Source organism: Thauera sp. 2A1, from assembly GCF_009469595.2.
Taxonomy (GTDB): domain Bacteria; phylum Pseudomonadota; class Gammaproteobacteria; order Burkholderiales; family Rhodocyclaceae; genus Thauera.
The window spans coordinates 96255-122346 of the sequence record NZ_SSXV01000002.1; the positions used below are offsets into that span (position 1 = coordinate 96255).

Below are 26092 nucleotides of genomic sequence, written 5' to 3' on the forward strand. Positions count from 1 at the left end.
GGTTGCGTCTGCCAATGGCGCGCTGGCCGCTGAGGAGGCGGCCTCGGGTATGGAAGGCGTGCAGCAGCAACTCGACGTGCAGACCCGGCAGATCGAGCTGATGAAGCGCGAGTTGCAGCGGCAGGAGTCGGCGCTGGCCGAGCTGCGGCGCCAACTCGACCTGAACCGCCGCGGACGCGGCGACACGCCGCCGGCGGTGGCACAGGCGGCGCCTGCCGCGGAATCGCCCCGCCCTGTCGGTCAGGCGCCGGCCGCGCCGGAGCGGCCGCCCGAAGTGGCGCCGATCTTCGAGCAGCCCGGCGTGCTCACGCCGCCCGGCAAGTGGATCGTCGAGCCGTCGCTGCAATACTCCTACTCGTCGTCGGACAAGATTGCGCTCGTCGGCTACACGGTGATTCCGGCGATCCTGATCGGCCTCATCGACGTTCGCAACGTGAAGTCCAACAGCTTCACCGGTACGCTCGCCCTCCGCCGCGGAATCACCAACCGCTTCGAACTGGAGGCGCGGATACCGTACGTGTATCGCTTCGACAATACACGTGGAAGGGAGGTCTTCACTGGCCAAGCCACCGACGAGTTCTTCGTCGATAGTTCGGGGCGCGGCCTGGGCGATGTGGAGCTGATCGGACGCTACCAGCTCAATGACGGCGGCGGCGACTCGCCGTATTACATCGCCTCGATGCGACTCAAGACCCGCACCGGCAAGGATCCATTCGAGGTCAGGACGAGCTTTCAGGCGGACGGGGCAAGGACATCTGGCGTGCAGGAGGAGCTACCTACCGGCTCCGGGTTTTACTCGCTGACACCAGGCCTGACTGTGCTGATTCCCTCGGACCCAGCGGTCTTCTTTGGCGGCATCAGCTACCAGTACAGCTTCAAGCGGGACAACGTAACCCCCAACGTCGTGCCCGACACCGCACGCGCGAATTATGCCGAGATTCAGCCTGGAGGAGTCTTTGGCTTTAACTTCGGCATGGGGCTCGCACTCAACGAACGTTCATCATTCAGCATTGGCTACGATCATCTGTCCGTGGGGAAGACGGACGCCACGTTCGAGAACGGCTCTAGGGCCAAAGGCGTTCGTGTGCAACTCGGTTCCCTTCTGCTTGGATACTCCTACAAGCTGAATTCGCAGCGCACATTGAATCTGTCCCTAGGTGTCGGTGTCACGCGGGACACCCCGGACGTTCAACTCACACTCAGGACGCCGCTCTCCTTCTGACCAGTCTTTGTGGGAACGGATGGGCCTCGGCACCGCGGTTGTCGCGGTTTGCCGAGGCGCTGGAATGGTGCCGCGCCTTTTCTAGCGCGTCATCGTGGCGCGGTTCAGGGCTTCCTGCAGTGAGCTTTGCATCCGCAGGTTCTGAAGTGCCTGCACGCTGTTGACCGTCGCATTCACGGTCGTCACCGTCTGGATCTTCTGGTTGTCGACCGAGTTCTGGATGATCGTGCCGAGCGCCGATCCGGATAACGCGTTCGTCGCGACCGCATTGCCGCTTCCGTTCTGGATCAGCGCGACGGTCGCGCCCGGTGGCAGAACTGCGGTTGGACCCGCTGCACCTCCCTGCAGGCGACCCAGATCTTCCACGCGCAGGGCGGTGGTGCTCTGCAGTACGCCATTCACGTACACCACACGCTCGATGCCGAAGCTCACGCTGAGACCATCAGCCGTCTGAAAGCCGCCGCGCAAGTTGTCGAGCTGGTCGTCTTCCACGCCGGCGCGTGCCAGCAGTTCAACTCCCTTTACCGCCTTGGTTTCACGTGCCCGCAAGGGCGCTGACGTCGGTGCGACAGTCTCGTCCGCTGCGCCATCCGTCTCGTGGTGCGCGCGGGTTGTGGCCGCTGGCGGCATTTCCTCGATGCTGGCAACGAGGATCTCGCGCACCGGGCGCACGCGGGCCTCCACAACTTCAGCGAGCCTCGCGTCCGCAGTTCGCGCATCGGCCATGTTGCTGCCGCCCAGGCAACTGTCCCCGCTGTCGAGCGGCCAGTCGGAGAGGGCGAGCAGTTCAGCCGGCGGGTCGATTGCGCACTTCCCGGGCTTGAAGCCATTTCCTGCGAGAGAGCTGCTTCCCCGGCCGTTGGATGTCGCCTCGTCGGGCAGCACCATGACCCCGACCAGGAGCAGCGGCAACGCACACATCAGCGGCTTGCGAAGGTCCACGTCCATCTCCGCTCAGAAGTCCACCAGGCTGCGTTGCTGAAGCAACTGCATGTCGATGCCGCCCTCGTTCAGTCCGCTGCGTAGCGGCGCCTTCGGGCGTACGCGCCAGTCGACGTCCTGATTGAAGCGGGCAAGTTCGATCCGGTTGTTCACCACCAGCAGGATGTTGTTCATCCAGTGGCGCTCGAATTCTGCGCGAGGGACCACGCGCGTGCCTGCGGCGGGGTCGCCGATCAGAACGTCGCCCGGCCGCAACCCCTTGATGACCACGAAATGCGCGTAGCCGTTTTCGTTGATCAATGCGATGGCCGGTACTTTTGCCTTGCCCAGTTCGTCCAGCGTCGCCTCCACGCCGGTGGCGTTGAAGCCTTTGCTGTCGAGGTAGAGCTTCATGTCCAGCATCGAGAAGCCTTCTCGACGGATCTTCTCGCGATTGCCGCGCTCGAACATGGCCTGAAACACCGTGGCTTCGTCCACCTTCTGGCCGTAATGGTGGCTCAGCAGTGTCGCAAGCGCGGCTGAGCCGCAACTGAAATCGTACTGTTGGTGCAGGGTGGAAACGAAGCGAGCCTGCTTCATGCTGACGGCGGGTACGTTCATGCTGCCACCCAGCGGCGCCACCAGGCTCAGATTGTCGGCACGGGTGCCCGTGGCGGCGCTACCGAGTGACACCGCCACGGCGCAAACGAACAGCCTACGCAGACCGAGCGCGTTCATGCTCATCTCCGCTAGTGGACCTCGACATTGAGGATGACCGCGTTCTGAATCAGCACGCCGTTGCCCGAATTCTGGACCACCAGCGGCATGCCGGCAGTGCCGGCGAACGAGCCTTCCGAAATGACGTTGTGACCCGTCGTCAGATCGTAGGCCTTCACATCCTCCACCGAGCCCACGGCGCGGATCTCGCTGAGCCGGGTGTCGGCACCGCCCCGTTGCTCTGCAAGCGTCTCGATATCCACCAGCTTGTGCCCGAGGACGAACGGAGCGGAGTCCGAACTCAGCGCAGCACCTTCCTCCGCGTGCACCCCAGCGGGTGTGGCGCAGGTCGCGGCCAATCCAATTCCCAACGCGATCATCAGTGCGGCAGATCTCATGGTTGCTTTCTCCTTGGATGCTCGCGCCCGGATGCCGGCACGTCGGTTGCTGACGGCCGGCATCCGTTTGAGGCTTACCTGTTGAAGTTCAGGTTGGCCTGCACGTTGGCGCTTTGCTGCACCAGGGCACCGATGCCGCTGTTCATGGCATTGATGATGATGCCGGCGCCGTTGCTGAAGCTGCCGCTGATGGTGTTCGACATGTCGAAGGTGCCCGCCGCGACGCTCACCGCGCCGCCTGCGCCGCCCGCACCGCCGCTGCCGCCGTTGCCTGCGCCACCGTTGGCCGCGCCGGCGGTCACCGTGCCGCCGCCGCCGCCGGCACCGCCCGTGCCGCCATTGCCGGCTCCGCCGCCGCCGCCCGCACCGCCGTTGGCGCCGCCGCCATTGGAGTCACCGCTGCTGGCCGTCGTCGTGGCGCCGCCGCCGTTGGCTCCGCCGCCGGTCGAAGCGCCGCTGTTGGCGGTCCCGCCATTGCCCGCGGTGGCCGAGCCGCCGCTCGCCGAGCCGCTGGTCGCGGTGCCGCCGTTGCCGGCTGCGCCACCGGTGTTCGACGCCAGGCCGCCAGCGCCGCCCGTCGCCGTGCCGGCGCCAGAAGTCGCAGTCGCCGCGCCGGAGGCGCCGGCACCGCCGGTCGCGCTGCCGCTGCCGCCAGTCGCGGTGGCCGCACCGCCTGCTGCCGAGTTGGTCGCGCTACCTGCTCCGCCAGTACCCGAACCGGCACCGCCAGCCGCACTGGCGGTCTGGGTGCTGGCGCCGCCATTGGCCGTCGCCGCGCCCGTCGTGCCGCCGGCCGACTGCGCTGCGCCACCGCTGCCGCCAGCGCCGCCGCCGGAGGTCGAGGTGTTGGACGCGGTCGCGCTGTCGTTGCCGGAACCACGCGCATTCGCGGTGGCGTCGATCGCCCTCGCGTTCGCCGCGCCGCCGCCGGCGCTACCGCCGTCCGCACCGCTACCGCCGGCCTTACTCCCGGCATCCGCTCCGCCGACGGAGGCCTTGGCCGCAGACCAGCCATCGCCGCCGTAGCCCTTGGCGTTGCCGCCGGACGCGCTACTGCTCGACGTCGCATCGCCCGCGCCAGCCCTGGTGCTGCCGACCATGCTCTTGGCGTCGCCGCCACTCGCCTTGCCGGTATCTGCCGAGGAGCCGACCTTGGCGGTGGCATCCCCGCCGCCACCGGCCCTGGCGTTGCGGGCGTTGCCGCCGTCGCCGCCGCTGGCGCCCCAGGCGCCGCCCGAGTCGGCCCCGCCGCCGTTGGCATCGCCGCCACCGCCGGCCTTCACGTAGCCGGAGTCTGCGCTACCACCGCTCGCCTTGCCGCCGGACGCTGCGGCCTTCGCGCTGCCGCTGTCGGCGTTGCCGCCCCAGGCGCTGCCGCCCTTGGCGCCGTTGCCGCCGTCGCCACCCCAGGCCTTGCCGCCATCGCCGCCGTTGGCACCCTTGGCGCTGCCGCCGACCGCCTTGCCGCCGTCGCCACCATAGGCCTTGCCGCCGGCGCCGCCGTTGGCATCGCCGAAGTTGGCGGCGTTGTTACCGAGGCCATGCACCTTGATGTGCGTCACCGAGCCCTCGAGCTTGGACAGCGCCACCGCCTTGCTGGTATTGAACGCATTGTCGATGCTCGACGTCGCGCTACCACCGTTGTTCGCCGCCGTGGCGTAGTCGCGCGCCGACGCCTTGCCGTCGTTGTCGCGGTTGCTGCCCTGGCTGTTGTTGTTGCGTTCGTGCGTGTGCACGCTGTTGTCGGAGTTGTTGCTGCTATCGGTGTCCTGCGACCACTTGGCGATGGAACCCTCGTTGGCCTGCGGCCCGGTGCCGCCCTGGGTCGAGTTCGCCGTCGCGGTCTGCGTTGCGGTATCCGCGGAATCGAGGGTGTTGGTCGGGTTTGCCGATGCCTGCGTGGCAAAACCGAACGCGAGGGCGATTGCGCTCGCGAGCAGACTGAGTTTCATGGCTTCCTCCGCTGAATTGGTGTCAAGACACGGCGACGCGCCCTGCCTCGATACGAGGGATCGCAACTCCCATGCCAGGGTCCGCAAGCCATGTAGCGCGCGGTGTTTCAGCGAAGGGCGGCGTTGGCGTGCCGCCTGCGAGGTGCGGGGAGGGGGTGACCGTTACAGATCTGATACACCATACGCCCAAGTGCGGCGACCGCCCGGAAACCGGTTGTTACATCAAAAGACAACAAAAACAATCATCTGGCGCAGTCATCTGGCTTGGACGGGGGTGTTTCACTTGTGTATCACCCAAAGGTTCTAGGCGCGGAATGGGCACTGCCACCGTTTCCTGCACCGCGCAGCTGGCCGCGACGTGCGTACGCAAAAAAAAGCCGCGCAGTGCGCGGCTTTCGAGGGGGGTGAAACATGCGACCGGGTGCGCAGTGCCTCCTGGCCTCGCATGTATCGGCGTGCTGCGGCAGGGGTGGTTGGCCCCTGCCGCCGGCACCGGTCAGCGGTTGAAGTTCAGGTTGGCCTGAACGTTCGCGCTTTGCTGAACCAGCGCGCCGATTCCGCTGTTCATGGCATTGATGATGATGCCTGCGCCATTCGTGAAGCTGCCGCCGATGGAGTTGGACATGTTGAAGGTGCCGGCATCCACCATCACCGTTCCACCATTGCCACCTGTGCCGCCGGCGCCGCCCTGGCCAGCGCCGCCCGTGGCGTTGCCTGCGGTGAGCGAGCCACCAGCGCCACCCGCACCACCGGAACCACCCTGGCCGGTGCCGCCTGCACCACCGGCGCCGCCGCTCGCCGAACCGCCCGAGGCCAGGCCGCTGGTCGAGCTGCCGGAACCGCCACCGCCGTTCGCTGCGCCGCCGCTGGCAACGCCGCTCGAGGCCTGGCCGCCGGCGCCGCCATTGGCGGAGCCACCGGTGGCGACGCCGGTTTGCGCGGTGCCGCCATTGCCGCCGGCACCGCCGTTGTTGGCGGCGTTACCGCCAGCGCCGGCGATCGCCGAGCTGTTGCCGGAGTTGGCCGATGCGGTGCCCGATGCGGCCTGGCCGCCGTTCGACGTGTTGGTGCCGCCATTGGCGCCGGCGTTGCCGCCCGTGGCGCCCGCGCTTGCAGTGGCGCCACCGCCGGTGCCGGTCGCATTGCCGCCGGTCGCCCCTGCGGTTTGCTGGTTGTTGCCGCCCTGCGCTTGCGACGGGCCGGTCTGGCCGCCGGCCGACGTGGCATTGCCACCCGTGCCGCCGGTGCCGCCGGTGGCCTGCGCGTTGTTGCTGGCGTTGGCCGTGTCGTTGCCGCTGCGGCGTGCATTCGCGTCCGCATTCATCGCCTTGGCCCAGGCGCCGCCGGCATCCGCGCTGCCACCGCTGGCGCCGCTGCCGCCGGCCTTGCTGCTTGCCTCAGCGCTACCGACGCTCGCCTTGGTCATCGCACCGGCATCGCCGCCGCTGCCCTTGCCGTAGCCACCGTAGCTGCTGGCCGTCGAGCCGGCGTCGCCGCCGCTCGCCTTCGTGCCGCCGGTGTAGCCATAGGCATCACCGCCACTCGCCCTGCCGGAGTCGGCCGACGAGCCGACCTTGGAGTAGGCGTCGCCGCCGCCGTAGGCCGCGGCCTTGCTGGCATTGCCGCCATCGCCACCGCCGGCTCCCTTGGCATAGCCACTCGCCGCGTCGCCTCCTGTTGCGGAGCCGCCGCCGCCGGCCCTGACCGAGCCGGAATCGGCATTGCCACCGTAGGCCTTGCCGCCGCTTGCGTAGCCCTTGGCATCGCCGCTGTAGGCGTCGCCGCCGCTTGCCGAACCACCCCGGGCGCCGTCGCCACCATTGCCACCGAAGGCCTTGCCGCCGTCGCCGCCGTTGCCGCCCTTGGCGCTGCCGCCATAGGCCATGCCGCCGTTGCCACCGAAGGCTGTCCCGCCATTGGCGCCATTGGCGCTTCCTTCATTGCTGGCCTGATTGCCCAGCCCGTGCACCTTGACGCCGGTGACCACGCCGCTGAGTTTCGAGATGGCCATCGCGGCGCTCTTGTTGAACGCGTTGTTGATGGCATTACTCGCGGAGCCGCCGTTGTTCGCCGCCGTGGCGTAGTCGCTCGCCGAGGCCCGGCCTTCGTTGTTGCGGTTGTCACCCGTGCTGTTGTTGTTCTTCTGGGAGCTGTGCTGGCTGTTGTTGGAGTTGTTGCTGCTGTCCTGGTTGGCGGACCAGTACGCCTTGGAATTCTCGTTGGCCTGCGGGCCGGTGCCGCCCTGCTGGGAGTTGGCGGTCGCGGTCTGCTCCGCCGACGTTGTGGCCTCTGTCACGGTGTTGGTCGGGTTCGCCGACGCCTGTGTTGCAAAACCGAAGGCGAGTGCAATTGCGCTCGCGAGCACACTCTGTTTCATGGCTTCCTCCTCTGACTGGTGTCAAGACATGGCAACGCGCCGTGCCTCGGGAACAACGTCAGCATTTCCTGTGCCACTGCCCGGTGGATGCTCAGCCGCGCAGGCAAGAGCGGCGCTGCCCCCCTGTCGGCGCACGCTGCCGGGCGCGTCCGTCGCGAGTTTGTCAATTTTCGTTACACGTCGCCGTCGAGGAGGGCTGTGCGGCGCAGGGGAGGAGGTCGATCCCCGCCGCCCATGACCGGCCGCGGATGCGATGGCCGCTGAGCGAATCCGCTATCATTCGCCGTCCTGTCGCGTCGCGTCTGCCGATGCCGCTTCGATCCCGACCACTTCCGGAGACCTGCATGGCTGTCAACCTCAACCTTCCGAATCCCGCCGATCTGCTGCCGGTTGCCGGCGTCCGCCTGGGAATCGCCGAAGCCGGCATCCGCAAGGCCAATCGCCGCGATCTCACCGTGATCGAGCTGGCGGCAGGCAGCCGCGCTGCGGGCGTCTTCACCCAGAATCGCTTCTGCGCGGCGCCGGTGCAGGTGTGCCGCGCGCATCTTGACGGCGGCGACATCCGCGCGCTGGTGATCAACACCGGCGTGGCCAACGCGGGCACCGGTGAGCCCGGGCTGAACAACGCGGTGGCCACCTGCGAGGCGGTGGCGGCGCAACTGGGGGTGAAGGCGGCGCAGGTGCTGCCGTTCTCCACCGGCGTGATCCTCGAGCCGCTGCCGGTCGACCGTCTGGTGGCCGGCCTGCCGCGGGCGATCGCCGACCTGCGCGCCGACGCCTGGTTCGACGCCGCGCACGCCATCATGACCACCGACACGCTCGCCAAGGCGGTGTCGAGGCAGGTGCAGATCGGCGGCCGCACAGTGACGCTGACCGGCATCAGCAAGGGCGCCGGCATGATCCGGCCCAACATGGCGACGATGCTCGGCTTCCTCGCCTGCGACGCAGCGGTGAGCCAGCCGCTGCTGCAGGCGCTGGTGAAGGAGGCGGCCGACCTGTCCTTCAACAGCATCACCGTCGACGGCGACACCTCGACCAACGATTCCTTCATCCTCATCGCCACCGGCCAGGCCGGCAACGCCGAGATCGCCGACGCCGGGAGCGCCGACTACAAGGTGCTGCGTGACGCCGTGGTCGACGTCTCGATCGCGCTGGCGCAGGCCATCGTGCGCGACGGCGAGGGCGCGACCAAGTTCATGAGCATCGTCGTCGAGGGCGGCAAGGATCGCGAGGAGTGCCGCAAGGTCGCCTACGCGGTGGGCCACTCGCCGCTGGTGAAGACCGCCTTCTTCGCCTCCGACCCGAACCTCGGGCGCATCCTGGCGGCGATTGGCTACGCCGGCATCGATGATCTCGATGTGGCTGCACTGCGTGTCTGGCTGGGCAGCCCGGAAGAATCCGTCCTCGTCGCCGAGCACGGCGGCCGCGCCGCGAGCTACCAGGAGGAAGCCGGGGCACGCATCATGCAGCACGCCGAACTCACCGTGCGCATCGACCTCGCCCGCGGCAGCGCCGCGGCCACCGTGTGGACGTGTGATTTCTCCTACGACTACGTGAAGATCAACGCCGATTACCGGAGCTGATTCCCGCGTCGATGCTCAATGCAGCACCCTGGGCATCGCCAGCATGAAGGGCGGGATCTCCGCTTCGAAGGGGTGACCGTCCTCGGCCACCATCTGGTAGCTGCCGTGCATGGTGCCGACCGGCGTCTCGAGCACGCAGCCGCTCGTGTAGCTGTAGCTGTCGCCCGGCGCCAGCAGCGGCTGTTCGCCGATCACGCCCTGGCCATGCACTTCCTGCACCTTGCCGGTGCCGTCGGTGATGACCCAGTGCCGGCTGACGAGCTGTGCCGGAACGGTGCCGGTGTTGCGGATGGTGACGTGGTAGGCGAAGACGAAATGCTCGTCATCGGGGCGAGACTGGGCCGGCACGAATTCGGCGACGGCCTGGACTTCGATGCGGTAGCTGTCCGGTGAGCTCACTGGGGCGCCTCTGTCCTGCGGGTTGGGGAGCGAGGCGGTAAAATAACATTTTGTCCGGAAGTCCTGTCATGTCTGTCGCCGCTCCTTCCCCGCTCACCGCCCTGTCTCCGCTTGATGGCCGCTACCACGGCAAGGTCGCCGGCCTGCGCGACCATTTCTCCGAGCACGGCCTGATCCGCAATCGCGTCAAGGTCGAGGTCGAGTGGCTCAAGGCGCTCGCCGCCGAGCCTGCGCTGGCCGAGATCGCGCCCTTTTCGGCGGCGACCGTCGCCGAGCTCGACGCGGTGGTCGCGGGCTTCTCCACCGATGACGGCGAAGCGGTGAAGGCGATCGAGGCCACCACCAACCACGACGTGAAGGCGATGGAGTACTGGCTGAAGAAGCGCCTCGGCCACAATCCGGAAGTGATGAAGGTCTCCGAGTTCATCCACTTCGCCTGCACCTCGGAAGACATCAACAACACCTCGCACGCGCTGATGCTGGCCGAAGGCCGCGACAAGGTGCTGCTGCCGGCGCTCGACGCGGTGATCGCGCGCTTCCGCGAGCTCGCCCATCAGCTCGCCGACCTGCCGATGCTGTCGCGCACCCACGGCCAGCCCGCCAGCCCGACCACGCTCGGCAAGGAGATGGCCAACATCGCCGCGCGCCTGATGCGCGCCCGTGCCGCGATCGTCGGCGTCGACATGACGGCCAAGTTCAATGGCGCGGTCGGCAACTACAACGCCCACCTGTCGGCCTGGCCGGAATTCGACTGGGAAGGCTTCAACAAGCGCTTCATCGAGTCGCTGGGGCTCACCTTCAACGCCTACACGATCCAGATCGAACCGCACGACGCCATGGCCGAGCTCTTCGACGCCATCGCCCGCGGCAATACGATGCTGATCGACGCCTGCCGCGACATCTGGATGTACATCTCGTTCGGCTACTTCAAACAGAAGCTGAAGGAAGGCGAAGTCGGCTCCTCGACGATGCCGCACAAGGTCAATCCGATCGACTTCGAGAACGCCGAAGGCAACTTCGGCCTCGCCAACGCGGTGCTCAAGCACTTCTCGGAAAAGCTGCCGATCTCGCGCATGCAGCGCGACCTGACCGACTCGACCGTGCTGCGCAACATGGGCGTGGGTTTCGGCCATACCGTGCTCGCGCTCGATAGCTGTCTGCGCGGCCTGGGCAAGCTGCAAGCCGATCCGGCGCGCCTCGCCGCCGACCTCGACGAGTGCTGGGAAGTGCTGGCCGAGCCGGTGCAGACGGTGATGCGCCGCTTCGGCATCGAGAACCCGTACGAGCAATTGAAGGCGATGACCCGCGGCAAGGGCATCACCCGCGAGGCGCTGCAGGACTTCATCCGCACGCTGGCGATTCCCGCCGAGGCGCGCGACCACCTGCTGGCGATGACGCCGGCGAGCTACGTCGGCAAGGCCGCCGAGCTGGCGCGTCGCATCTGACGTTCTGGTCGCGGTCAAGCCCGCTCCTACACGGTAGCCTCGCATGTAGGAGCGGGCTTGACCGCGATTGGCCGTTCCGGACGAGGCTGGCTCGCTGCTGACGGATTTGCTCATTCGACATTTCGGGACTTCACATGGCTTTTTCAGACAACCTCAAGACCCTTCCAGGCATTTCGCACCTCGCCGCGCTGAACCTGATCGACGCCGCCGATGCGGTCGTCGCCACCATCGAGAACAAGCCGGGCCAGGCCGGCTCGCTTGCCGTCTATAACCACCTGGCCCAGCTCTACGGCGCGATCACGCCCGAGGCGGCGAAGAAGGGTATCGAGCTGTACGCCGAGCACAGCGAGGACGCACGCCTGAACCCCGGCAAGCACCCCAACATCGACCGCCTGATCGGCCTGACCGAGCGCGGCGAGACGTTGCGCGTGAAGCAGGTTTTCGCCGTATAAACGACGTACAGCGCCGTCGTTTCGACGGGCGAAAAGGTCCACCGCACGAGGTCGCGGGGCGGGCGCAGCGGGCGCCAACTTCATGAGCGCCGAGGTGGAGGGCGTCGCGGGGGAAACAAGGCGACGCATGTCTGAGGAGCGCAGCGACGAGTTTGCGTCGCAGCCCCCGCGGCGTCCTCCGCCGAGGGCAGCCGCAGGCCGCGAATGCAGGCGGCGACCGCTGCACCCGCCCCGCGACCGGACCGAAAGCACGATCTGGCGGGCACAGCCTCCCCAAAAAAGAAAGGCGCCACAAGGGCGCCTTTTGCACATCCGGAAGAGCGTGAGGCCTCAGACCACCGCCTCTTCCTTTTCCTTCTTCGGCTTCACGAACTGCTCGCGCGACGCGCCCAGCCACATCACCAGCGGGCTCGCCACCAGCACCGACGAATAGATGCCGAAGCAGATGCCGATGGTCAGCGCCATCGCGAAGTAGTGCAGCGTCTCGCCGCCGAACAGCAGCATCGACAGCACCATCACCTGCGTGCTGCCGTGGGTGATGATGGTGCGCGAGATCGTGCTCGTGATCGCGTGATCCAGCACCTGCGGCGTGGTGAGGTTGCGCTTCTTCTTGAACGTCTCGCGCACGCGGTCGAACACCACCACCGACTCGTTCACCGAATAGCCCAGCACCGCCAGCACCGCCGCCAGCACAGGCAGCGAGAACTCCCACTGGAAGAAGGCGAAGAAGCCCAGGATGATGATCACGTCGTGCAGGTTGGCGATGATCGCCGACACCGCGAAACGCCATTCGAAGCGCAACGCCAGATACACCACGATGCCGACGATCACCAGCAGCAGCGCCATCGCGCCATCGGAGGCCAGCTCCTTGCCCACCTGCGGGCCGACGAACTCCACCCGGCGCAGCTCGGGCACCGGGCCGGCGACGCCCTTCAGCGTGCCCATGACCTTCTCGGAGACGCCGTTGGTGTCCAGATCGTCGCGGTTCGGCAGGCGCACCAGCAGGTCGCGGGCGCTGCCGAAGTTCTGCACCTGCGCGTCCGGGTAGCCGCTGGCCGCCAGCGCCTCGCGGATCGGCTCGAGCTGCGGCGCCTCGGCGTAGGTGACTTCCACCAGCGTGCCGCCGGTGAACTCCACCGACAGATGCAGACCGCGGGTGGCGAGGAAGAACACCGCCAGCAGGAAGGTGATCAACGAAATCACGTTGAACACCAGCGCATGGCGCATGAAGGGGATGTCTTTCTTGATGCGGAAGAATTCCATGATTGCCTGTTCCTTTCGTTCCGCTCAGTTGTTGCCCGGCTTCCAGATCTGGCCGATGGCGAGCGATTCGACCTTGCGCCGGCGGCCGTAGAGGAAGTTGATCATCATGCGCGACACCAGGATGGCGCTGAACATCGAGGTCAGGATGCCGAGGCAGTGCACCACCGCGAAGCCGCGCACCGGACCGGAACCGAACACCAGCAGCGCGATACCGGCGATCAGCGTGGTGATGTTGGAGTCCAGGATGGTGTCGAAGGCGCGGTCGTAGCCGGCGGAAATGGCGGCCTGCGGCGTGGCGCCGTTGCGCAGCTCCTCACGGATGCGCTCGTTGATCAGCACGTTGGCGTCGATCGCCATGCCCAGCGTCAGCGCCATCGCGGCGATGCCGGGCAGCGTCAGCGTCGCCTGCAGCAGTGAGAGCAGCGCCACCAGCAGCAGCAGGTTGGCCGCCAGCGCGATCGACGACACCAGACCGAACAGCATGTAGTACGCGCTCATGAAGATCGCGATCGCGACGAAGCCCCACAGCGTGGAATGGAAGCCCTTGGCGATGTTCTCGGCACCCAGGCTGGGGCCGACGGTGCGCTCCTCGATGATTTCCATCGGCGCCGCCAGCGAACCCGCGCGCAACAGCAGCGCCACGTCGTTGGCCTCGGTGGTGGTCATGCGGCCCGAGATCTGCACGCGGCCGCCGCCGATCTCGCTGCGGATCACCGGTGCGGTGACGACTTCGCCCTTGCCCTTCTCGATGAGCAGGATCGCCATGCGCTTGCCGATGCTCTCGCGCGTGATGTCGCGGAAGATGCGTGCGCCGGCGGCATCCAGCGTCAGATGCACCGCGGGCTCGTTGGTCTGGCCGTCGAAGCCCGGCTGGGCGTCCGTCAGGCGGTCGCCGGTCAGCACCACCTGTTTCTTCAGCAGCAGCGGCGCGCCGCCGCGCTCCTTGAAGAGCTCGGTGCCGAAGGGAACGTTGCCGGTCAGCGCCTGTTCGAGCAGGCCCGGCGTGTCGTCGACCATGCGCACTTCCAGCGTCGCGGTGCGGCCGAGGATGTCCTTCGCCTTGGCCACGTCCTGCACGCCCGGCAACTGCACGACGATGCGATCCGCCCCCTGCTGCTGGATCACCGGCTCGGCCACGCCGAGCTCGTTGATGCGGTTGTGCAGTGTGCTGATGTTCTGCTTGATGGCGAAATCGCGCATCGTCTTCTGCGCCTGCGCGGTCAGCGTGGCGACCAGCTTCAGGTCGTCGGCCGTGTCGTCGCGGTCGGCGAGCTGCAGGTCGGCGGTGGAGGACTGGATGGCGCGGCGCGCGGCTTCGCGCTGATCGGCGTCACGGAAGCGCACCACTACGGTGTTGCCTTCGCGCGTGATGCCGGCGTGGCGCACGTTCTTGTCACGCATCAGCGTGCGCAGGTCGCCGGTGGTGGCGTCCAGGCGCTTGGTGAGCGCGCCCGGCATGTCCACCTGCAGCAGGAAGTGCACGCCGCCGCGCAGGTCGAGGCCGAGGTACATCGGCAGTGCGTGGATCGCGGTGAGCCAGGCGGGCGAGGCGGAAAGCAGGTTCAGCGCGACGACGTAGGAAGGATCCTGCGCATTCGGGTTCAACGCGCGCTCGATCGCGTCCTTGGCGCGCAACTGCAGATCGGTGTTGGCGAAGCGGGCGCGCACGCTGGTGGCGTCGGAGAAGATGCCCGCGTTGTCGATGCCCGCCTCCTTGAGCACGCCGGCAACGCGGTCGGTCGCCGCTGCAGGGTCGAGCTTGAAGGTGGCCTTGGCGCTGGAGACCTGAACCGCCGGCACTTCGCCGTAGAAGTTCGGCAGCGTATAGATCAGGCCCCAGAGCAGCACGAGGCCGATGAGCAGGTTTTTCCAGAGTGGATAGCGATTCATGGTCGGGTCGGACGCAAGAGGAGGACGCCGCGCTTGCCGCGCAGCGCCTTCAGGACGGCTGGGCGCAACATCTGGCGCACCTTGCCGGGATTACAGGCTCTTCAGCGTGCCCTTGGGCAGCACGGTGGAGACGGCCTGTTTCTGCACCACCACATTGGTGTTCGGCGCGACTTCGATGTGAAGGAAGTTGTCGCCCACTTCAGCGATTCGCCCTGCGATGCCGCCCTGCGTCACCACTTCGTCGCCCTTCGACAGCGCTTCGACCATGGACTTGTGCTCCTTGGCGCGCTTCATCTGCGGCCGGATCATCAGGAACCACAGCACGACGAACATCAGGATCAGCGGCAGCAGGCCCATCAGGCCGCCGGTCGGGTCGGTGCCGCCTGCGGCTTGCGCATATGCGTTTGAAATCAGCACGGTAGGAACTCCAAGAGTGGCAAAAAGCGTTGGATTATAGCAGCAGGCGCATGACAGCCCGTGGGCGGCGCCGGCGCGCCTCAAACGGCGCCGGTGGCGCGCTCGCTGCGGAAGCGCTGCACATAGGCAGGGAAGGCTTGGTCCTCGATCGCCCGGCGCAGTTCCGCAGTCAGGGTCTGGTAGTAGCGCAGGTTGTGGATGGTGTTGAGCATGCTGCTCAGAATTTCGCCGGCACGGTGCAGGTGGTGCAGGTAGGCGCGACTGAAGTTGCGGCAGGTGTAGCAGTCGCAGGACGGGTCGAGCGGCCGGGTATCGGCCTTGTGCACCGCATTCTTGATCTTTATGTCGCCGTAGCGGGTGAACAGCCAGCCATTGCGCGCGTTGCGGGTCGGCATCACGCAATCGAACATGTCGATGCCCGCGGCCACGCCGGCGACGATGTCCTCCGGCGTGCCCACGCCCATCAGGTAGCGTGGTTTGTGCTGCGGCAGGCGCGGTGCGGTGTGGGCGAGGATGCGCTGCATGTCTTCCTTGGGCTCGCCCACCGACAGGCCGCCGATGGCGAAGCCGTGGAAGCCGATGTCCTGCAGTGCGCCGAGCGACTCGTCACGCAGATCCTCGTACATGCCGCCCTGGACGATGCCGAACAGTGCGTTCGCGTTCTGCAGCCGGTCGAACTCGTCGCGCGAGCGCTTCGCCCAGCGCTGCGACAGGCGCATGGATTTTGCCGCCTCGTCGCGGCTGGCCGGGTAGGGCGTGCATTCATCGAAGATCATGACGATGTCGGAGTCGAGCACCGTCTGGATCTGCATCGAGATCTCCGGGGTCAGGAACAGCTTGGCACCGTCGATCGGGCTGGAGAATTTCACTCCTTCCTCGCTGATCTTGCGCAGCGCGCCGAGGCTGAACACCTGGAAACCGCCCGAATCCGTCAGGATGGGCTTGTCCCAGGCCATGAAGCGGTGCAGGCCCTGGTGCGCGCGGATGATGTCGAGCCCTGGGCGCAGCCACAGGTGGAAGGTGTTGCCCAGGCAGATCTGCGCGCCGATGTCGCCGAGCATGGCGGGCGTCATCGCCTTCACCGTGCCGTAGGTGCCGACCGGCATGAAAACCGGCGTCTCGACGACGCCATGGGCGAGCGTCATGCGGCCGCGGCGTGCGCCGTCGCTGGTGCCGAGGAGTTCAAACTGCATCGTCTTCAGTGTCGTTCTTGCGGGTCAGGAACATCGCGTCGCCGTAGCTGAAGAAGCGGTAGCGTTGGGCGACGGCGTGGGCATAGGCACTGCGGATCGTCTCCACGCCGGCAAAGGCGGAAACGAGCATCAGCAAGGTGGATTTTGGCAGGTGGAAGTTGGTGATCAGCGCGTCCGCGACCTGGAAGCGGAAGCCCGGCAGGATGAAGATCTCGGTCTCGCCGCTGCCGGCCTGCAGCGGGCCGTCCTGCGCAGCAGCTTCGAGTGCGCGCATGCTGGTGGTGCCCACCGCGATGATGCGGCCGCCCGCGGCGCGGGTGGCGGTGATGGCGTCGGCCGTCTCCTGCGGGATCACGTAGCGTTCGCGGTGCATGCGATGCTCGCCGAGGTCGTCCACCCGTACCGGCTGGAAGGTGCCGGCGCCCACATGCAGCGTGAGCCAGGCGCAATGCGCGCCGCGTTCGGCGAGGCGGGCGAGCAGGGCATCGTCGAAGTGCAGCCCCGCGGTGGGGGCGGCGACCGAGCCGGGCTCGCGCGCAAAGACCGTCTGGTAGCGCGATTCGTCGTCGTCGCCGGCCGCGCGCTGGATGTAGGGCGGCAGCGGCAGCTTGCCGTGGCGCTCCAGCAGCGTGTGGAGGTCGTCGGTGTCGGGGAAGCGCAGGTGGTAGAACTCGCCCACCCGACCCAGCACGGTGACGTCGAGGGCGCCTGCCAGTCGCAAAAGGCTACCCGTCTTGGGGGACTTGCTGGCGCGTACCTGGGCGAGCGCCTCGTGCGGCCCGATCGCGCGTTCGACCAGCACTTCGATCTGGCCGCCGCTGTCCTTGTGCCCGTGCAGGCGCGCGTGGATCACCCGCGTGTCATTGAACACCAGCAGGTCGCCAGGGCGGATGAACTCCGGCAGGTCGGTGAAGCGGCGGTCGGCCAGACGCCCCTCATCCACCACCAGCAGGCGGCTGGCGCTGCGCTCGGGGAGCGGCGCCTGGGCGATCAGTTCGGGGGGCAGGGTGTAGTCGAAATCGTTCAGCTTGAGTGACATCGGATCGTGACAAACGTCATGCAGGGATGCAATCGAAGCGCCCGGCTTGCTGCCGGCGCCCGTGTTCGGAGATAATGCGCGTCCCCAGCCGGGATGGCGGAATCGGTAGACGCAGCGGATTCAAAATCCGCCGCCGCAAGGTGTAAGGGTTCGAGTCCCTTTCCCGGCACCATTTTCAAATCAGCAGCTTAGGAACCGTAGGGCGCGGCGAAAGCTCGCCATTCTAGGGTTTTTGATGCCGCTTTGCAGCACTGACCTGCGCGCGTCTCGCGTTCCCCTCGCCGTTGACCTCAGGCCGCGCGCCGTCGTGAGGGGAGGGAGTGACCGGCAGGCGCGGCTCCCCGGCAGTGTTCACGCCTGTTCCGCCCGATGCGGCGACTGCGTCGCCTGTGTCGAAATCGGTGCTGCATCGCTGATCGCGCGTACTGCCGGATGCGTCAAGCGACGTTCGACCGAGATCGCGTAATAGGTTTCGACGACGCCTCTCGCCTCGCCCAGCACGCGCATGTCGCCATGCGACAGCAATTCGTCGCCGATCAGCGATGCCGCGGGGAACACGCCCGCGCCAGCTTCGCCAAAGGCGCGCATCAGGGCGCTGTCGTCGAATTCGCCGACGATCCTCGGCCGCAACTTGGCGGCTTCCAGCCAGCGCAACAACGGCCCGCGCACCGCCGCCTCCAGGCCGGGCAGCAACAGTGGTGCGCCGTTCAGGCAGTCGGGGAAATTGCCGTGCAGGGCGCCGGCGACGGCTGCCGAGGCGTAGAAGCCGATCGTCGACTCTCCCAGCGTATGGCTGTAGCCGCGCACGTCCATGTTGGGCGGCAGCGGGCTGTCGGCCAGAACGACGTCGAGCTTGTGGATGGCCAACTCGCCCAGCAGGCGCTCGAGCTTGCCTTCGCGGCAGATGATGCGCATCGGCTCGGCCAGCGTCATCGATGGCGCCAGCAGGACGTAGGCGATCGCTTTCGGCACGACGTCGGCGATGCCGACGCGGAATGGAACCATGCGGCCGGTGGCCCGGCTCTGGATCGCTTCTTCCAGTTCGTTGCCCAGGCGGAAAATTTCTTCGGCATAATCGAGGGCCACGCGTCCGGTCTCGGTCAGCACCAGGCGTCGGCCCTGGCGCTGGAACAGCGTGACGCCGAGGTCCGCCTCCAGCGTCGCGATCTGGCCCGACAGTGTCTGCGGCGCGAGGCCGGAACGTTCGCTGGCGCGCACGATGCCTCCCGCGCGGGCGACCGACCAGAAATGGTGGAGTTGCTTGTAGTTCAGCATGGGCGACGTACGGTGATTGTGTCGAGAATTGAATGTATCGAAAAATTCGGATAAAAATTCAGTCGAACTGAGGTTTTATCGAACAGTCAGAGGGGTAGCATCGCAAGTGGTTCCCGCTCGTGCGGTGCATACCCATTCAAAAGGAGATCCTGCATGCGAATCGATCTGCATTGTGACAACGTCGAAGCGGCACCCGGCCTGCGTGACTACGTGGCTCGGCGCATGAGTTTCGCGATCGGCCGTTTCCAGGACCACATCCAGTGGGCGCGAGTGAAGGTCGCCGACGTCAATGGCCCACGGGGTGGCGCGGACAAGCGATGCGTCGTGCAACTGCGGCTGCGCAACCTGCCCGACGTCGTCTTCGCGATCACCCAGCTCGACGTCCGGGCCGCAGTCGATCAGGCAGCGGACCGCGTCTCGCGTGTGCTGGCCCAGCGCCTGCGTCGTCACCAGAAGCCCGAGCGCGTCGCGCTCGCACATGCGGCGCCGGCGGTGGCCTGATCGCGAAGTGACTGCCTTAGCGCCCGTTACCAAAACAACATCCATCCTCCAAGGAGTGTGACCCAACATGGAAAACCGCCTGACAACGATGACCCGCTCGGAGGCTTCCGTCCTCTCGACGAACAAGGTCATCCGCAACACCTACATGCTGCTTTCGCTGACGCTGGCTTTCTCGGCGGTGACCGCCGGGCTGTCGATGGCGCTTGGCCTGCCGCATCCGGGCATCCTCATCACGCTGGTCGGCTACTTCGGCCTGCTTTTCCTGACGACGAAGTTCCGCAACAGCGGCCTGGGCGTGCTGTTCGTGTTTGCCCTGACGGGCTTCATGGGCCTGACCCTGGGCCCGGTCGTGTCGAAGTACCTGGCGCTGCCGAACGGCTCGCAGATCGTGATGCAGGCGATGGCGGGCACCGCGGCGATCTTCCTCGGCCTGTCTGCCTATGCGCTGACCACCCGCAAGGACTTCTCCTTCATGGGAGGCTTCCTGTTCGTGGGCGTGCTGGTGGCCTTCCTCGCGGGCCTGGGTGCGATCTTCTTCTCCATCCCCGCGCTGTCGCTGACGGTATCGGCCGCCTTCGTGCTGCTGATGTCGGGTCTCATCCTGTATGAGACGAGCAACATCATCCACGGCGGCGAGACCAACTACGTGATGGCGACGGTGTCGCTGTTCGTGTCGATCTTCAACCTTTTCACCAGCCTGCTGCAGATCCTTGGCGTGATGAGCGACGACTGATGCACAACCGCGCCACAGGCCGCGCGAAGGAGCGAGCACCGGTAACAGGGTGCCCGCTCCTTTTTTCATGCATCGCCGGCTGGCCTCGCCGGGCCGCTGGCCGCCGGGGTGTCGTCACCCGGCTGAACATCGTCCGCAAGCTCCGCATCGGCTGGCGAGGGGCCTGACGCCTGGGTCGGCCGATGGCCCTTGCGCCTGTCCTCGGCGAGGGCTGCGCGCAGCAGCATCATGGTGGTCACCGGCGCGGTGACGACGATGAACACGGCGATCAGCAACTCGTGCAGCACCAGCTTGCTTGCCAGCGCCGAAGATGAAACCAGCGACGCGAGCAGGATGCAGCCCAGGCCCAGCGTGGTGCCCAGCGTGGGCGCATGGACGCGCGAATAGAAGTTCTTCAGCCGCAGCAGGCCCAGCGCGCCGATGAGCGCCAGCACGCTGCCGACGCACATCAGCAGCGCCGCCGGGATTGCAGTCCACGGGGAAAGTTCGCTCATCACGGCTCGATCACCTCGCCGCGCAGCAGGAACTTGGCCAAGGCGCTCGTTCCCACGAAGCCGAACAGGGTCATCAGCAGGGCGACGTCGAAATATACCGACGTGCTCGAGCGCAGCGCCATCACCAGCACCATCATGACGCCGATGATGTACATGGTGTCGAAGGCAAGGACGCGGTCCCGCGCGCCCGGGCCGATGACGAGGCGGACTGTCGCCAAGGCCATCGCGAGGCCGAGGCAGACGAAGGCGAACAGGGTGGCGAAGTCGATGATCGTCGCGGTCATTCGAAGATCTCCATCAGCGGTCGCTCGTAGCGCTCCTTGATCGTACGCTGCCAGGCCGATTCGTCCTCGAGTTCGAGGATATGAAGCGTCAGCACACGGTGGTCGGGCGAAGTCTCGGCCCACACCGTCCCGGGGGTCGCCGTCACGATCATCGACAACACCGCGAGGCCGTGCGGATCACGGAGGTCGAGCGGAACCTGGATGAAACCCGGACGCTGGCGCCGTCGCTCGGGGCCCAGCACGATGCCGACCACCGTGACGTTCGAGCGGATGATGTCCGCCAGCACGCGCAGCAGCAGGCGGATCGCCATCAGCGGGCGGCGCACGCGTGCCTGCAGCGGCCGCGCCGATGGCAGCATGGCGGCGACCATCAGCGCCAGCATCAGGCCGAGCAGGAGATGGCCGGCCGAGAAGCTGTCGTTCAGCACGAGCCAGACGAGCAGCAGCACCAGGACAGCGGGCAGCAGGGAAGGGTAGGTGGGTCGTTTCATCGGCCGGCTTCCCTCGACAGGCTCATGACGGCCTCGACGTATTGCGACGGGTCGTGCAGCGACTTCGCGGTTGCCTGCATGAACTCCATTGCCGGCTGGGCAGCCAGCGCCAGCGCGATGCACAGGCCGATCAGGACGGCCGCCGGCACCGCCTCGGTCACCAGGAGTTGCGGCGTCGTCCGCGCCTCGCCGCTCCAGAAGATGCGCATGCCGAGCCGCGACAGCGTGATCATCGCCGTCAGGCCCGAGCCGAGGATCGCTGCCATCAGCAGCCAGACCTCGGTGGGCACGGCAGCGCCTTCCGCTGCCCCGAACGCGGCGATCAGCAGTGCGAACTTGGCGATGAAGCTCGACAACGGCGGCAGGCCGGCGATGATCACGGTGCAGGCGATGAAGGCCATGCCGATGAAGGCCATCGCGCCGGGAATGGCAAAGCCCACCACGTCCTCGCTCATCGCTGTTTCCTCAGGCGTGTCCATGCCGAAGGCCTCAATCGTCACCGAGAGCAGGTCCGCACCATAGGGCTTGCAGCGTTCCGTCATCTCGATGACCAGGTAGAACGCGCCCATCACCAGCACCGACCCGGTCAGGTAATAGAGCAGGGGGGCGGTCACATCCCGCATGCCCAGGCCGAACGCCGCCAGCAGCGTGCCCGACGAGGCGATCACGCTGTAGCCGGCGACGCGGTCCAGCTTCTGCACGCCCAGCACGCCGATGGCGCTGTAGCCCAGGGTGAGCAACCCCAACATGAAGATGACGTCGCCGAGCAGCGCGAACGCCCCCGCCGGTTCCAGCACCGAGCCGATGCGCAGCAGGGCATAGACGCCGACCTTGGTCATGATCGAGAACATCGCGGACACCGGCGCGCTGGCCGCGCTGTAGGTCGACGGCAGCCAGAAGTTGAGCGGCCAGGCCGCTGCCTTGACGAGGAATACCAGTGCCAGCAGGGCGATGCCGACGGCGAACAGGGCGCGGTCGTCGGCCGGCAGGGCCGGTACGCGATGCGCGAGGTCGGCCATGTTGAGCGTGCCGGTGATGCCGTAGATGAGCGCCGCGCCGATCAGGAACAGCAGCGAAGCGGCCAGATTGACGACGATGTAGGCCAGGCCCGATCGCACCCGATCGGCGCCCGAGCCATGCAGCGCAAGGCCGTAGGACGCCGCCAGCAGCACCTCGAAGAATACGAACAGGTTGAAGATGTCGCCGGTCAGGAAGGCGCCATTGAGCCCCATCAGCATGAACTGGAACAGCGGATGGAAATGCACGCCTGCACGATCCCAGCGCGCGAGCGCATAGGTCAGCGCAGGCAGCGCGAGCACCGCGCACAGGGTCAGCATCAGCGCCGACAGGCGGTCGACGACCAGCACGATGCCGAACGGCGCACTCCATCCGCCGAGCCGATAGACCTCGATGCCGGTCGATGTCGCATCTGAGTTCGCCGCCGCCGACAGCAGCGCGATGGCCACGGCCAGTTGCAGCGCCGTGGCGACGAGCGCCACCGCCGCGCGCGCGCGCCGATGTGCATCGTCGAGCAACAGCAGCCCGGCGCCGGCAAGCAGCGGAATCACGATCGGCAGGATGGGCAGGTGCTGCAGCCAGCCGCTCACGATTCGGCTCCGTCTTCCACGCCGTCTACGTGGTCGGTGCCTGTCAGGCCGCGCGAGGCGAGCAGCACCACCAGCAGCAGCGCAGTGGTGGCAAAGCCGATGACGATGGCGGTGAGCACCAGGGCCTGCGGCACCGGGTCGGCATAGCGGGCAGGATCGACCGCCTGCATGGGGTCGATGATCGGCGCGCGGTCCAGGTTCAGGCTGCCCATGCTGAAGATGAAGAGATTCACCGCGTAGGACAGTAGCGTGAGGCCGATGATGACCTGGAAGGTCCGCGGGCGCAGCAGCAGCCAGGTGCCCGAGCCCGCCAGGATTCCGATCGCCATCGCATAGATGATCTCCATCAGCTCGTCCCTTCCTCTTCGGCGCGACGCTTCGCATTGCCTTCCGCCGGCCGTCGCCACTGCAGGTGCTGGCCGCGCAACGACTGGTGGGCAAGGGCGACGAGGATCAGTGAGGTGGCGCCCACCACCAGCATGTACACGCCCAGGTCGAAGGCGAGCACGGTGGAAAGATGGATGTCGCCGATCAGCGCAAGTTCGCCGTGCCAGCCCAGCGCGGAGAGGAAGGGGCGCGCTGCCAGCCATGCTCCCGCGCCGGTGAGTCCGGCGGCGAGCAGGCCGAAGGCGATCCACTGCTGCGGCAGCACGCGCAGCCTCGCTTCCGTCCAGATGACGCCGCTGAACATGTATTGCACCAGCAGCGCGGTGGCGAGGACGAGGCCGCCGACGAAGCCGCCGCCCGGCGCGTTGTGCCCGCGCAGCAGGAAGAAGATCGACACCAGCACGGCCACGGGCAGCACGAGCCGGATCAGCACCGCGGGCAGCATCAGGTAGGCGTCGGGCAGCGCGCGTTGCGGATCGGGTGGCTCGGGCACCGCCTGCTCGCGTTGCTGGAGCGGGGGGGCGACGCTTTCAGGGGCTGGTCGGAAGCGGCGCAGCAACGCATACACCGTCAGCGCGACGATGCCGACCACGGTGATCTCGCCCAGTGTGTCGAAACCGCGGAAATCGACCAGGATGACGTTCACCACGTTGAGGCCCGCGCCCTGCGGCAGCGATTGCGTCAGGAAGAAGGGCGCCAGTCCTTCGGCCACCGGCCGGGTGAGCATCACGTAGGAGAGCAGCGCCATCCCGGCGCCGACGCAGATCGCCACCGCGAAGTCGCGTACGCGGCGCAGGCGGGCGCGAAGGGGCGCGCGCTCCGGCGGCCGCCCCTCCTCCTGTGCCTGGATGCGGCGCGGCAGCCAGCGCAACCCGAGCAGCAGGAGCAGGGTCGTCACCACCTCGACCATCGCCTGGGTCAACGCCAGGTCCGGTGCCGAAAACCAGGCGAAAGTCAGCACCGTCGCAAGGCCTGCGCCGCCGGCGAAGATCAGTGCCACCAGGCGGTGGTACTTGGCCTGATAGGCCGCGCCCAGCGCGCACAGCCCGCCCACCAGCCAGAGCAGGCCGAAGGCCGGGTCCGCAGGGAGGCGACTCAGGCTGCCCCAGGGCACTCCGGTCTGCCACAGCGGCAGCATCACCGCACCGACCGCAAACAGCACCAGCACCAGCAACTGCATCTGCAGGCGGCGCGAGGCGGCATGCTCGACCAGCCAGCCGGCGTAGGCGGACAGTCGCGCCAGGCTCCACTCGAAGGCGCGCTTGCCGTCGAGACGAAACACGAACAGCACGCCGGTGGCCCGCTGCCGCTGCAGCACAAGGTAGAGCGCGGTGCCGCCGGCCAGCGCGACAGCGCTCATCAGCAGGGGCAGGTTGACCCCGTGCCACACCGCAAGGCTGTAGGTCGGCGTGTCGTTGCCGAGCATTGAGTAGGCCGCCATCGCCAGCGGCGCGCCGAGCGCCCAGCCGGGGAGGATGCCCACCACGAGGCAGGCCAGCACCAGCAGCGCGCTGGGCAGCAGCATCCAGCGCGGCGGTTCATGGGGCTGGCGCGGCAGGCCGGTGGCGCGCGCGCCGAAGAAGACCTTCAGCACGAACCGCAGGGAATAGGCCACGCTGAACATGCTCGACGCCACCGCCAGCAGCGGCAGCAGGAAATGGGAGGGATCGGCGCGGTCGAGGAATACCGTTTCGGCAAAGAACATTTCCTTGGACAGGAAGCCGTTGAGCAGCGGCACGCCGGCCATGGCCGCTGCCGCCACGAGCGCGAGCGAGGCGGTCAGCGGCATTGCGTGGCGCAACCCGCCCAGGCGTTCCATGTCGCGCGTTCCGGTTTCATGGTCGACGATGCCTGTCGCCATGAACAGCGAGGCCTTGAAGGTGGCGTGATTGACCACATGGAACACGGCCGCGACGAGCGCCAGTGGGCTGTTCAGGCCGAGCAGCAGGGTGATCAGGCCGAGGTGGCTGATCGTCGAATAGGCGAGCACGCCCTTCATGTCGCGCTGGAAGGCCGCCGCGTAGGCGCCCAGCACCAGCGAAGCCAGGCCTGCACCGCCAATGATCCAGAACCACGCCTCGGTGCCGGCGAGCACCGGCCAGAGCCGCGCCAGCAGGAAGACGCCGGCCTTCACCATGGTGGCCGAGTGCAGATAGGCCGATACCGGCGTCGGCGCGGCCATGGCGTGCGGCAGCCAGAAGTGGAAGGGGAACTGCGCACTCTTGGTCAGCGCGCCCAATGCGATCAGGGCGAGGGCGGCGGGATACCACGGGTGCTCGCGTATCGCTGCGCCCGCGGCGAACACCTGGTCGAGTTCGTAACCACCGGCCATCTGCCCGAGCAGGATCACGCCGGCGAGCATGGCGAGTCCGCCACTGCCGGTGACGATCAGCGCCATGCGCGCGCCGCGCCGGGCGTCGATGCGATGGTTCCAGTAAGCGATCAGCATGAACGAGACCAGGCTCGTCAGTTCCCAGAAGAACACGAGCTGGATGAGGTTGCCCGACAACACGACGCCCAGCATGGCCCCCATGAAGCCCAGGAAGAACGAGAAGAAGCGCGGTACCGGGTCTTCCGGCGACATGTAGTAGTGCGCGTACAGCACGACGAGCGCGCCCATCGCCGACACCAGTGCGGCGAACAGCCAGGCCAGGCCGTCGAGGCGCAGCGAGAAGTCGAGGCCCATCACCCAGGGCACGGCGTGTCGCACGACACCCGCCTGCGCAACCTCGCCATACAGGCTGGCCAGCAGCCCGGTGCACGCGAGCGCGACCAGACCCGCCAGCGCAGCGCCTGTGCGCCGCGCATGGGCGGGGAGGAAGGACGCGATCAGGCTGCCCGCGAAGGGCAGCAGGACGATCAGCGCCAGCTTCAAGCTTCGATCACTCCGGCGTCATCCAGCATCAGGTTTCCCAAAAAAAGTCGTGACTGTGCCCCGCAGGACGGAGCGCGGCGCAACTGCGCAGCGAGGCCCTGGCTCAGCGCCGCTGCGTCTGCGCCTGCTGGCGGCAAGACCTCCCTCGCGCGGGAGTGGAGGAACGATGGTGACTGG

General features: G+C 67.2%; 24 protein-coding genes and 1 tRNA gene. 7 read left to right on the forward strand and 18 right to left on the reverse strand.

What is annotated here, in order from left to right:
• Positions 1–49: 49 nt before the first annotated feature.
• A complete protein-coding gene (locus GH664_RS02515) occupies positions 50–1222 on the forward strand; it encodes an acetate kinase (RefSeq protein ID WP_228111349.1) in 1173 nt (390 codons plus the stop codon).
• 81 nt (positions 1223–1303) lie between these two features.
• Here GH664_RS02515 and GH664_RS02520 read toward each other — a convergent pair whose 3' ends face one another.
• The 5 genes from GH664_RS02520 to GH664_RS02540 all read right to left on the reverse strand — a co-directional run bounded on the left by GH664_RS02520 (position 1304) and on the right by GH664_RS02540 (position 7587).
• Positions 1304–2164 carry a hypothetical protein gene (locus GH664_RS02520; RefSeq protein WP_153166578.1) on the reverse strand — a complete coding sequence of 287 codons (861 nt, stop codon included), beginning with the start codon at positions 2162–2164 and terminating at the stop codon, positions 1304–1306.
• 12 nt (positions 2165–2176) lie between these two features.
• Positions 2177–2881, reverse strand: coding sequence for a C39 family peptidase (locus GH664_RS02525; protein WP_153166579.1), 705 nt, complete (start codon positions 2879–2881; stop codon positions 2177–2179).
• A gap of 11 nt (positions 2882–2892) precedes the next feature.
• A complete protein-coding gene (locus GH664_RS02530) occupies positions 2893–3258 on the reverse strand; it encodes a hypothetical protein (protein ID WP_194270306.1) in 366 nt (121 codons plus the stop codon).
• A 74-nt stretch (positions 3259–3332) separates the two neighbouring features.
• Positions 3333–5210, reverse strand: a complete 1878-nt coding sequence (locus GH664_RS02535; RefSeq protein WP_153166580.1) for a hypothetical protein — start codon at positions 5208–5210, stop codon at positions 3333–3335.
• A gap of 496 nt (positions 5211–5706) precedes the next feature.
• Positions 5707–7587: a hypothetical protein gene (locus GH664_RS02540; RefSeq protein WP_153166581.1), complete on the reverse strand. Its 1881-nt coding sequence runs from the start codon at positions 7585–7587 to the stop codon at positions 5707–5709.
• A 344-nt stretch (positions 7588–7931) separates the two neighbouring features.
• Between GH664_RS02540 and argJ the strand changes: the two genes are divergently transcribed.
• Positions 7932–9170 carry a bifunctional glutamate N-acetyltransferase/amino-acid acetyltransferase ArgJ gene (gene argJ / locus GH664_RS02545; protein WP_153166582.1) on the forward strand — a complete coding sequence of 413 codons (1239 nt, stop codon included), beginning with the start codon at positions 7932–7934 and terminating at the stop codon, positions 9168–9170.
• 15 nt (positions 9171–9185) lie between these two features.
• Here the strand turns inward: argJ and apaG are convergent, their stop codons facing one another.
• Positions 9186–9569, reverse strand: coding sequence for a Co2+/Mg2+ efflux protein ApaG (gene apaG, locus GH664_RS02550; protein WP_153166583.1), 384 nt, complete (start codon positions 9567–9569; stop codon positions 9186–9188).
• A 68-nt stretch (positions 9570–9637) separates the two neighbouring features.
• On the opposite strand from apaG, the gene purB reads away from it, so the two are divergent.
• Positions 9638–11014 carry an adenylosuccinate lyase gene (gene purB / locus GH664_RS02555; RefSeq protein WP_153166584.1) on the forward strand — a complete coding sequence of 459 codons (1377 nt, stop codon included), beginning with the start codon at positions 9638–9640 and terminating at the stop codon, positions 11012–11014.
• Between the two features lie 134 nt (positions 11015–11148).
• A complete protein-coding gene (locus tag GH664_RS02560) occupies positions 11149–11466 on the forward strand; it encodes a DUF2322 family protein (RefSeq protein ID WP_153166585.1) in 318 nt (105 codons plus the stop codon).
• Positions 11467–11796: 330 nt separating this feature from the next.
• Here the strand turns inward: GH664_RS02560 and secF are convergent, their stop codons facing one another.
• From secF to queA, 5 genes are all read right to left on the reverse strand, one after another.
• Positions 11797–12729, reverse strand: a complete 933-nt coding sequence (secF, locus tag GH664_RS02565; protein WP_153166586.1) for a protein translocase subunit SecF — start codon at positions 12727–12729, stop codon at positions 11797–11799.
• 24 nt (positions 12730–12753) lie between these two features.
• A complete protein-coding gene (secD, locus tag GH664_RS02570) occupies positions 12754–14619 on the reverse strand; it encodes a protein translocase subunit SecD (protein WP_153166587.1) in 1866 nt (621 codons plus the stop codon).
• Positions 14620–14709: 90 nt separating this feature from the next.
• The gene (gene yajC / locus GH664_RS02575) at positions 14710–15036 is read right to left on the reverse strand and encodes a preprotein translocase subunit YajC (RefSeq protein ID WP_153166588.1); all 327 of its coding nucleotides are present in this window, start codon (positions 15034–15036) and stop codon (positions 14710–14712) included.
• A gap of 80 nt (positions 15037–15116) precedes the next feature.
• Positions 15117–16229: a tRNA guanosine(34) transglycosylase Tgt gene (gene tgt, locus GH664_RS02580; RefSeq protein WP_153166589.1), complete on the reverse strand. Its 1113-nt coding sequence runs from the start codon at positions 16227–16229 to the stop codon at positions 15117–15119.
• Entirely contained in the window at positions 16219–17268 is a 1050-nt protein-coding gene (queA, locus tag GH664_RS02585; RefSeq protein ID WP_153166590.1) for a tRNA preQ1(34) S-adenosylmethionine ribosyltransferase-isomerase QueA, read from the reverse strand. The genes tgt and queA overlap by 11 nt, the downstream gene beginning before the upstream one ends.
• 87 nt (positions 17269–17355) lie before the next feature.
• On the opposite strand from queA, the gene GH664_RS02590 reads away from it, so the two are divergent.
• Positions 17356–17440 (forward strand) — tRNA-Leu (locus GH664_RS02590).
• Positions 17441–17619: 179 nt separating this feature from the next.
• Here GH664_RS02590 and nhaR read toward each other — a convergent pair.
• The gene (gene nhaR / locus GH664_RS02595; RefSeq protein ID WP_153166591.1) at positions 17620–18543 is read right to left on the reverse strand and encodes a transcriptional activator NhaR; all 924 of its coding nucleotides are present in this window, start codon (positions 18541–18543) and stop codon (positions 17620–17622) included.
• A 153-nt stretch (positions 18544–18696) separates the two neighbouring features.
• On the opposite strand from nhaR, the gene GH664_RS02600 reads away from it, so the two are divergent.
• Entirely contained in the window at positions 18697–19044 is a 348-nt protein-coding gene (locus tag GH664_RS02600) for an HPF/RaiA family ribosome-associated protein (RefSeq protein ID WP_153166592.1), read from the forward strand.
• Positions 19045–19111: 67 nt separating this feature from the next.
• Complete coding sequence (locus GH664_RS02605; protein WP_153166593.1) at positions 19112–19777, forward strand: Bax inhibitor-1/YccA family protein; 666 nt, start codon at positions 19112–19114, stop codon at positions 19775–19777.
• Between the two features lie 65 nt (positions 19778–19842).
• Here GH664_RS02605 and mnhG read toward each other — a convergent pair whose 3' ends face one another.
• The 6 genes from mnhG to GH664_RS02635 are packed head-to-tail and all read right to left on the reverse strand — an operon-like array spanning position 19843 to position 25915.
• Positions 19843–20271, reverse strand: coding sequence for a monovalent cation/H(+) antiporter subunit G (gene mnhG, locus GH664_RS02610; RefSeq protein WP_153166594.1), 429 nt, complete (start codon positions 20269–20271; stop codon positions 19843–19845).
• The gene (locus tag GH664_RS02615) at positions 20271–20555 is read right to left on the reverse strand and encodes a K+/H+ antiporter subunit F (protein WP_153166595.1); all 285 of its coding nucleotides are present in this window, start codon (positions 20553–20555) and stop codon (positions 20271–20273) included. The genes mnhG and GH664_RS02615 overlap by 1 nt, the downstream gene beginning before the upstream one ends.
• On the reverse strand, positions 20552–21046 hold the full coding sequence (locus GH664_RS02620; RefSeq protein WP_153166596.1) for a Na+/H+ antiporter subunit E: 495 nt from the start codon (positions 21044–21046) through the stop codon (positions 20552–20554). The genes GH664_RS02615 and GH664_RS02620 overlap by 4 nt, the downstream gene beginning before the upstream one ends.
• Positions 21043–22653: a monovalent cation/H+ antiporter subunit D gene (locus GH664_RS02625; protein WP_153166597.1), complete on the reverse strand. Its 1611-nt coding sequence runs from the start codon at positions 22651–22653 to the stop codon at positions 21043–21045. The genes GH664_RS02620 and GH664_RS02625 overlap by 4 nt, the downstream gene beginning before the upstream one ends.
• A complete protein-coding gene (locus GH664_RS02630; RefSeq protein ID WP_153166598.1) occupies positions 22650–23000 on the reverse strand; it encodes a Na+/H+ antiporter subunit C in 351 nt (116 codons plus the stop codon). Before GH664_RS02630 ends, GH664_RS02625 begins: the two co-directional genes overlap by 4 nt.
• Positions 23000–25915: a monovalent cation/H+ antiporter subunit A gene (locus GH664_RS02635; protein WP_153166599.1), complete on the reverse strand. Its 2916-nt coding sequence runs from the start codon at positions 25913–25915 to the stop codon at positions 23000–23002. The genes GH664_RS02630 and GH664_RS02635 overlap by 1 nt, the downstream gene beginning before the upstream one ends.
• Positions 25916–26092 lie beyond the last annotated feature (177 nt).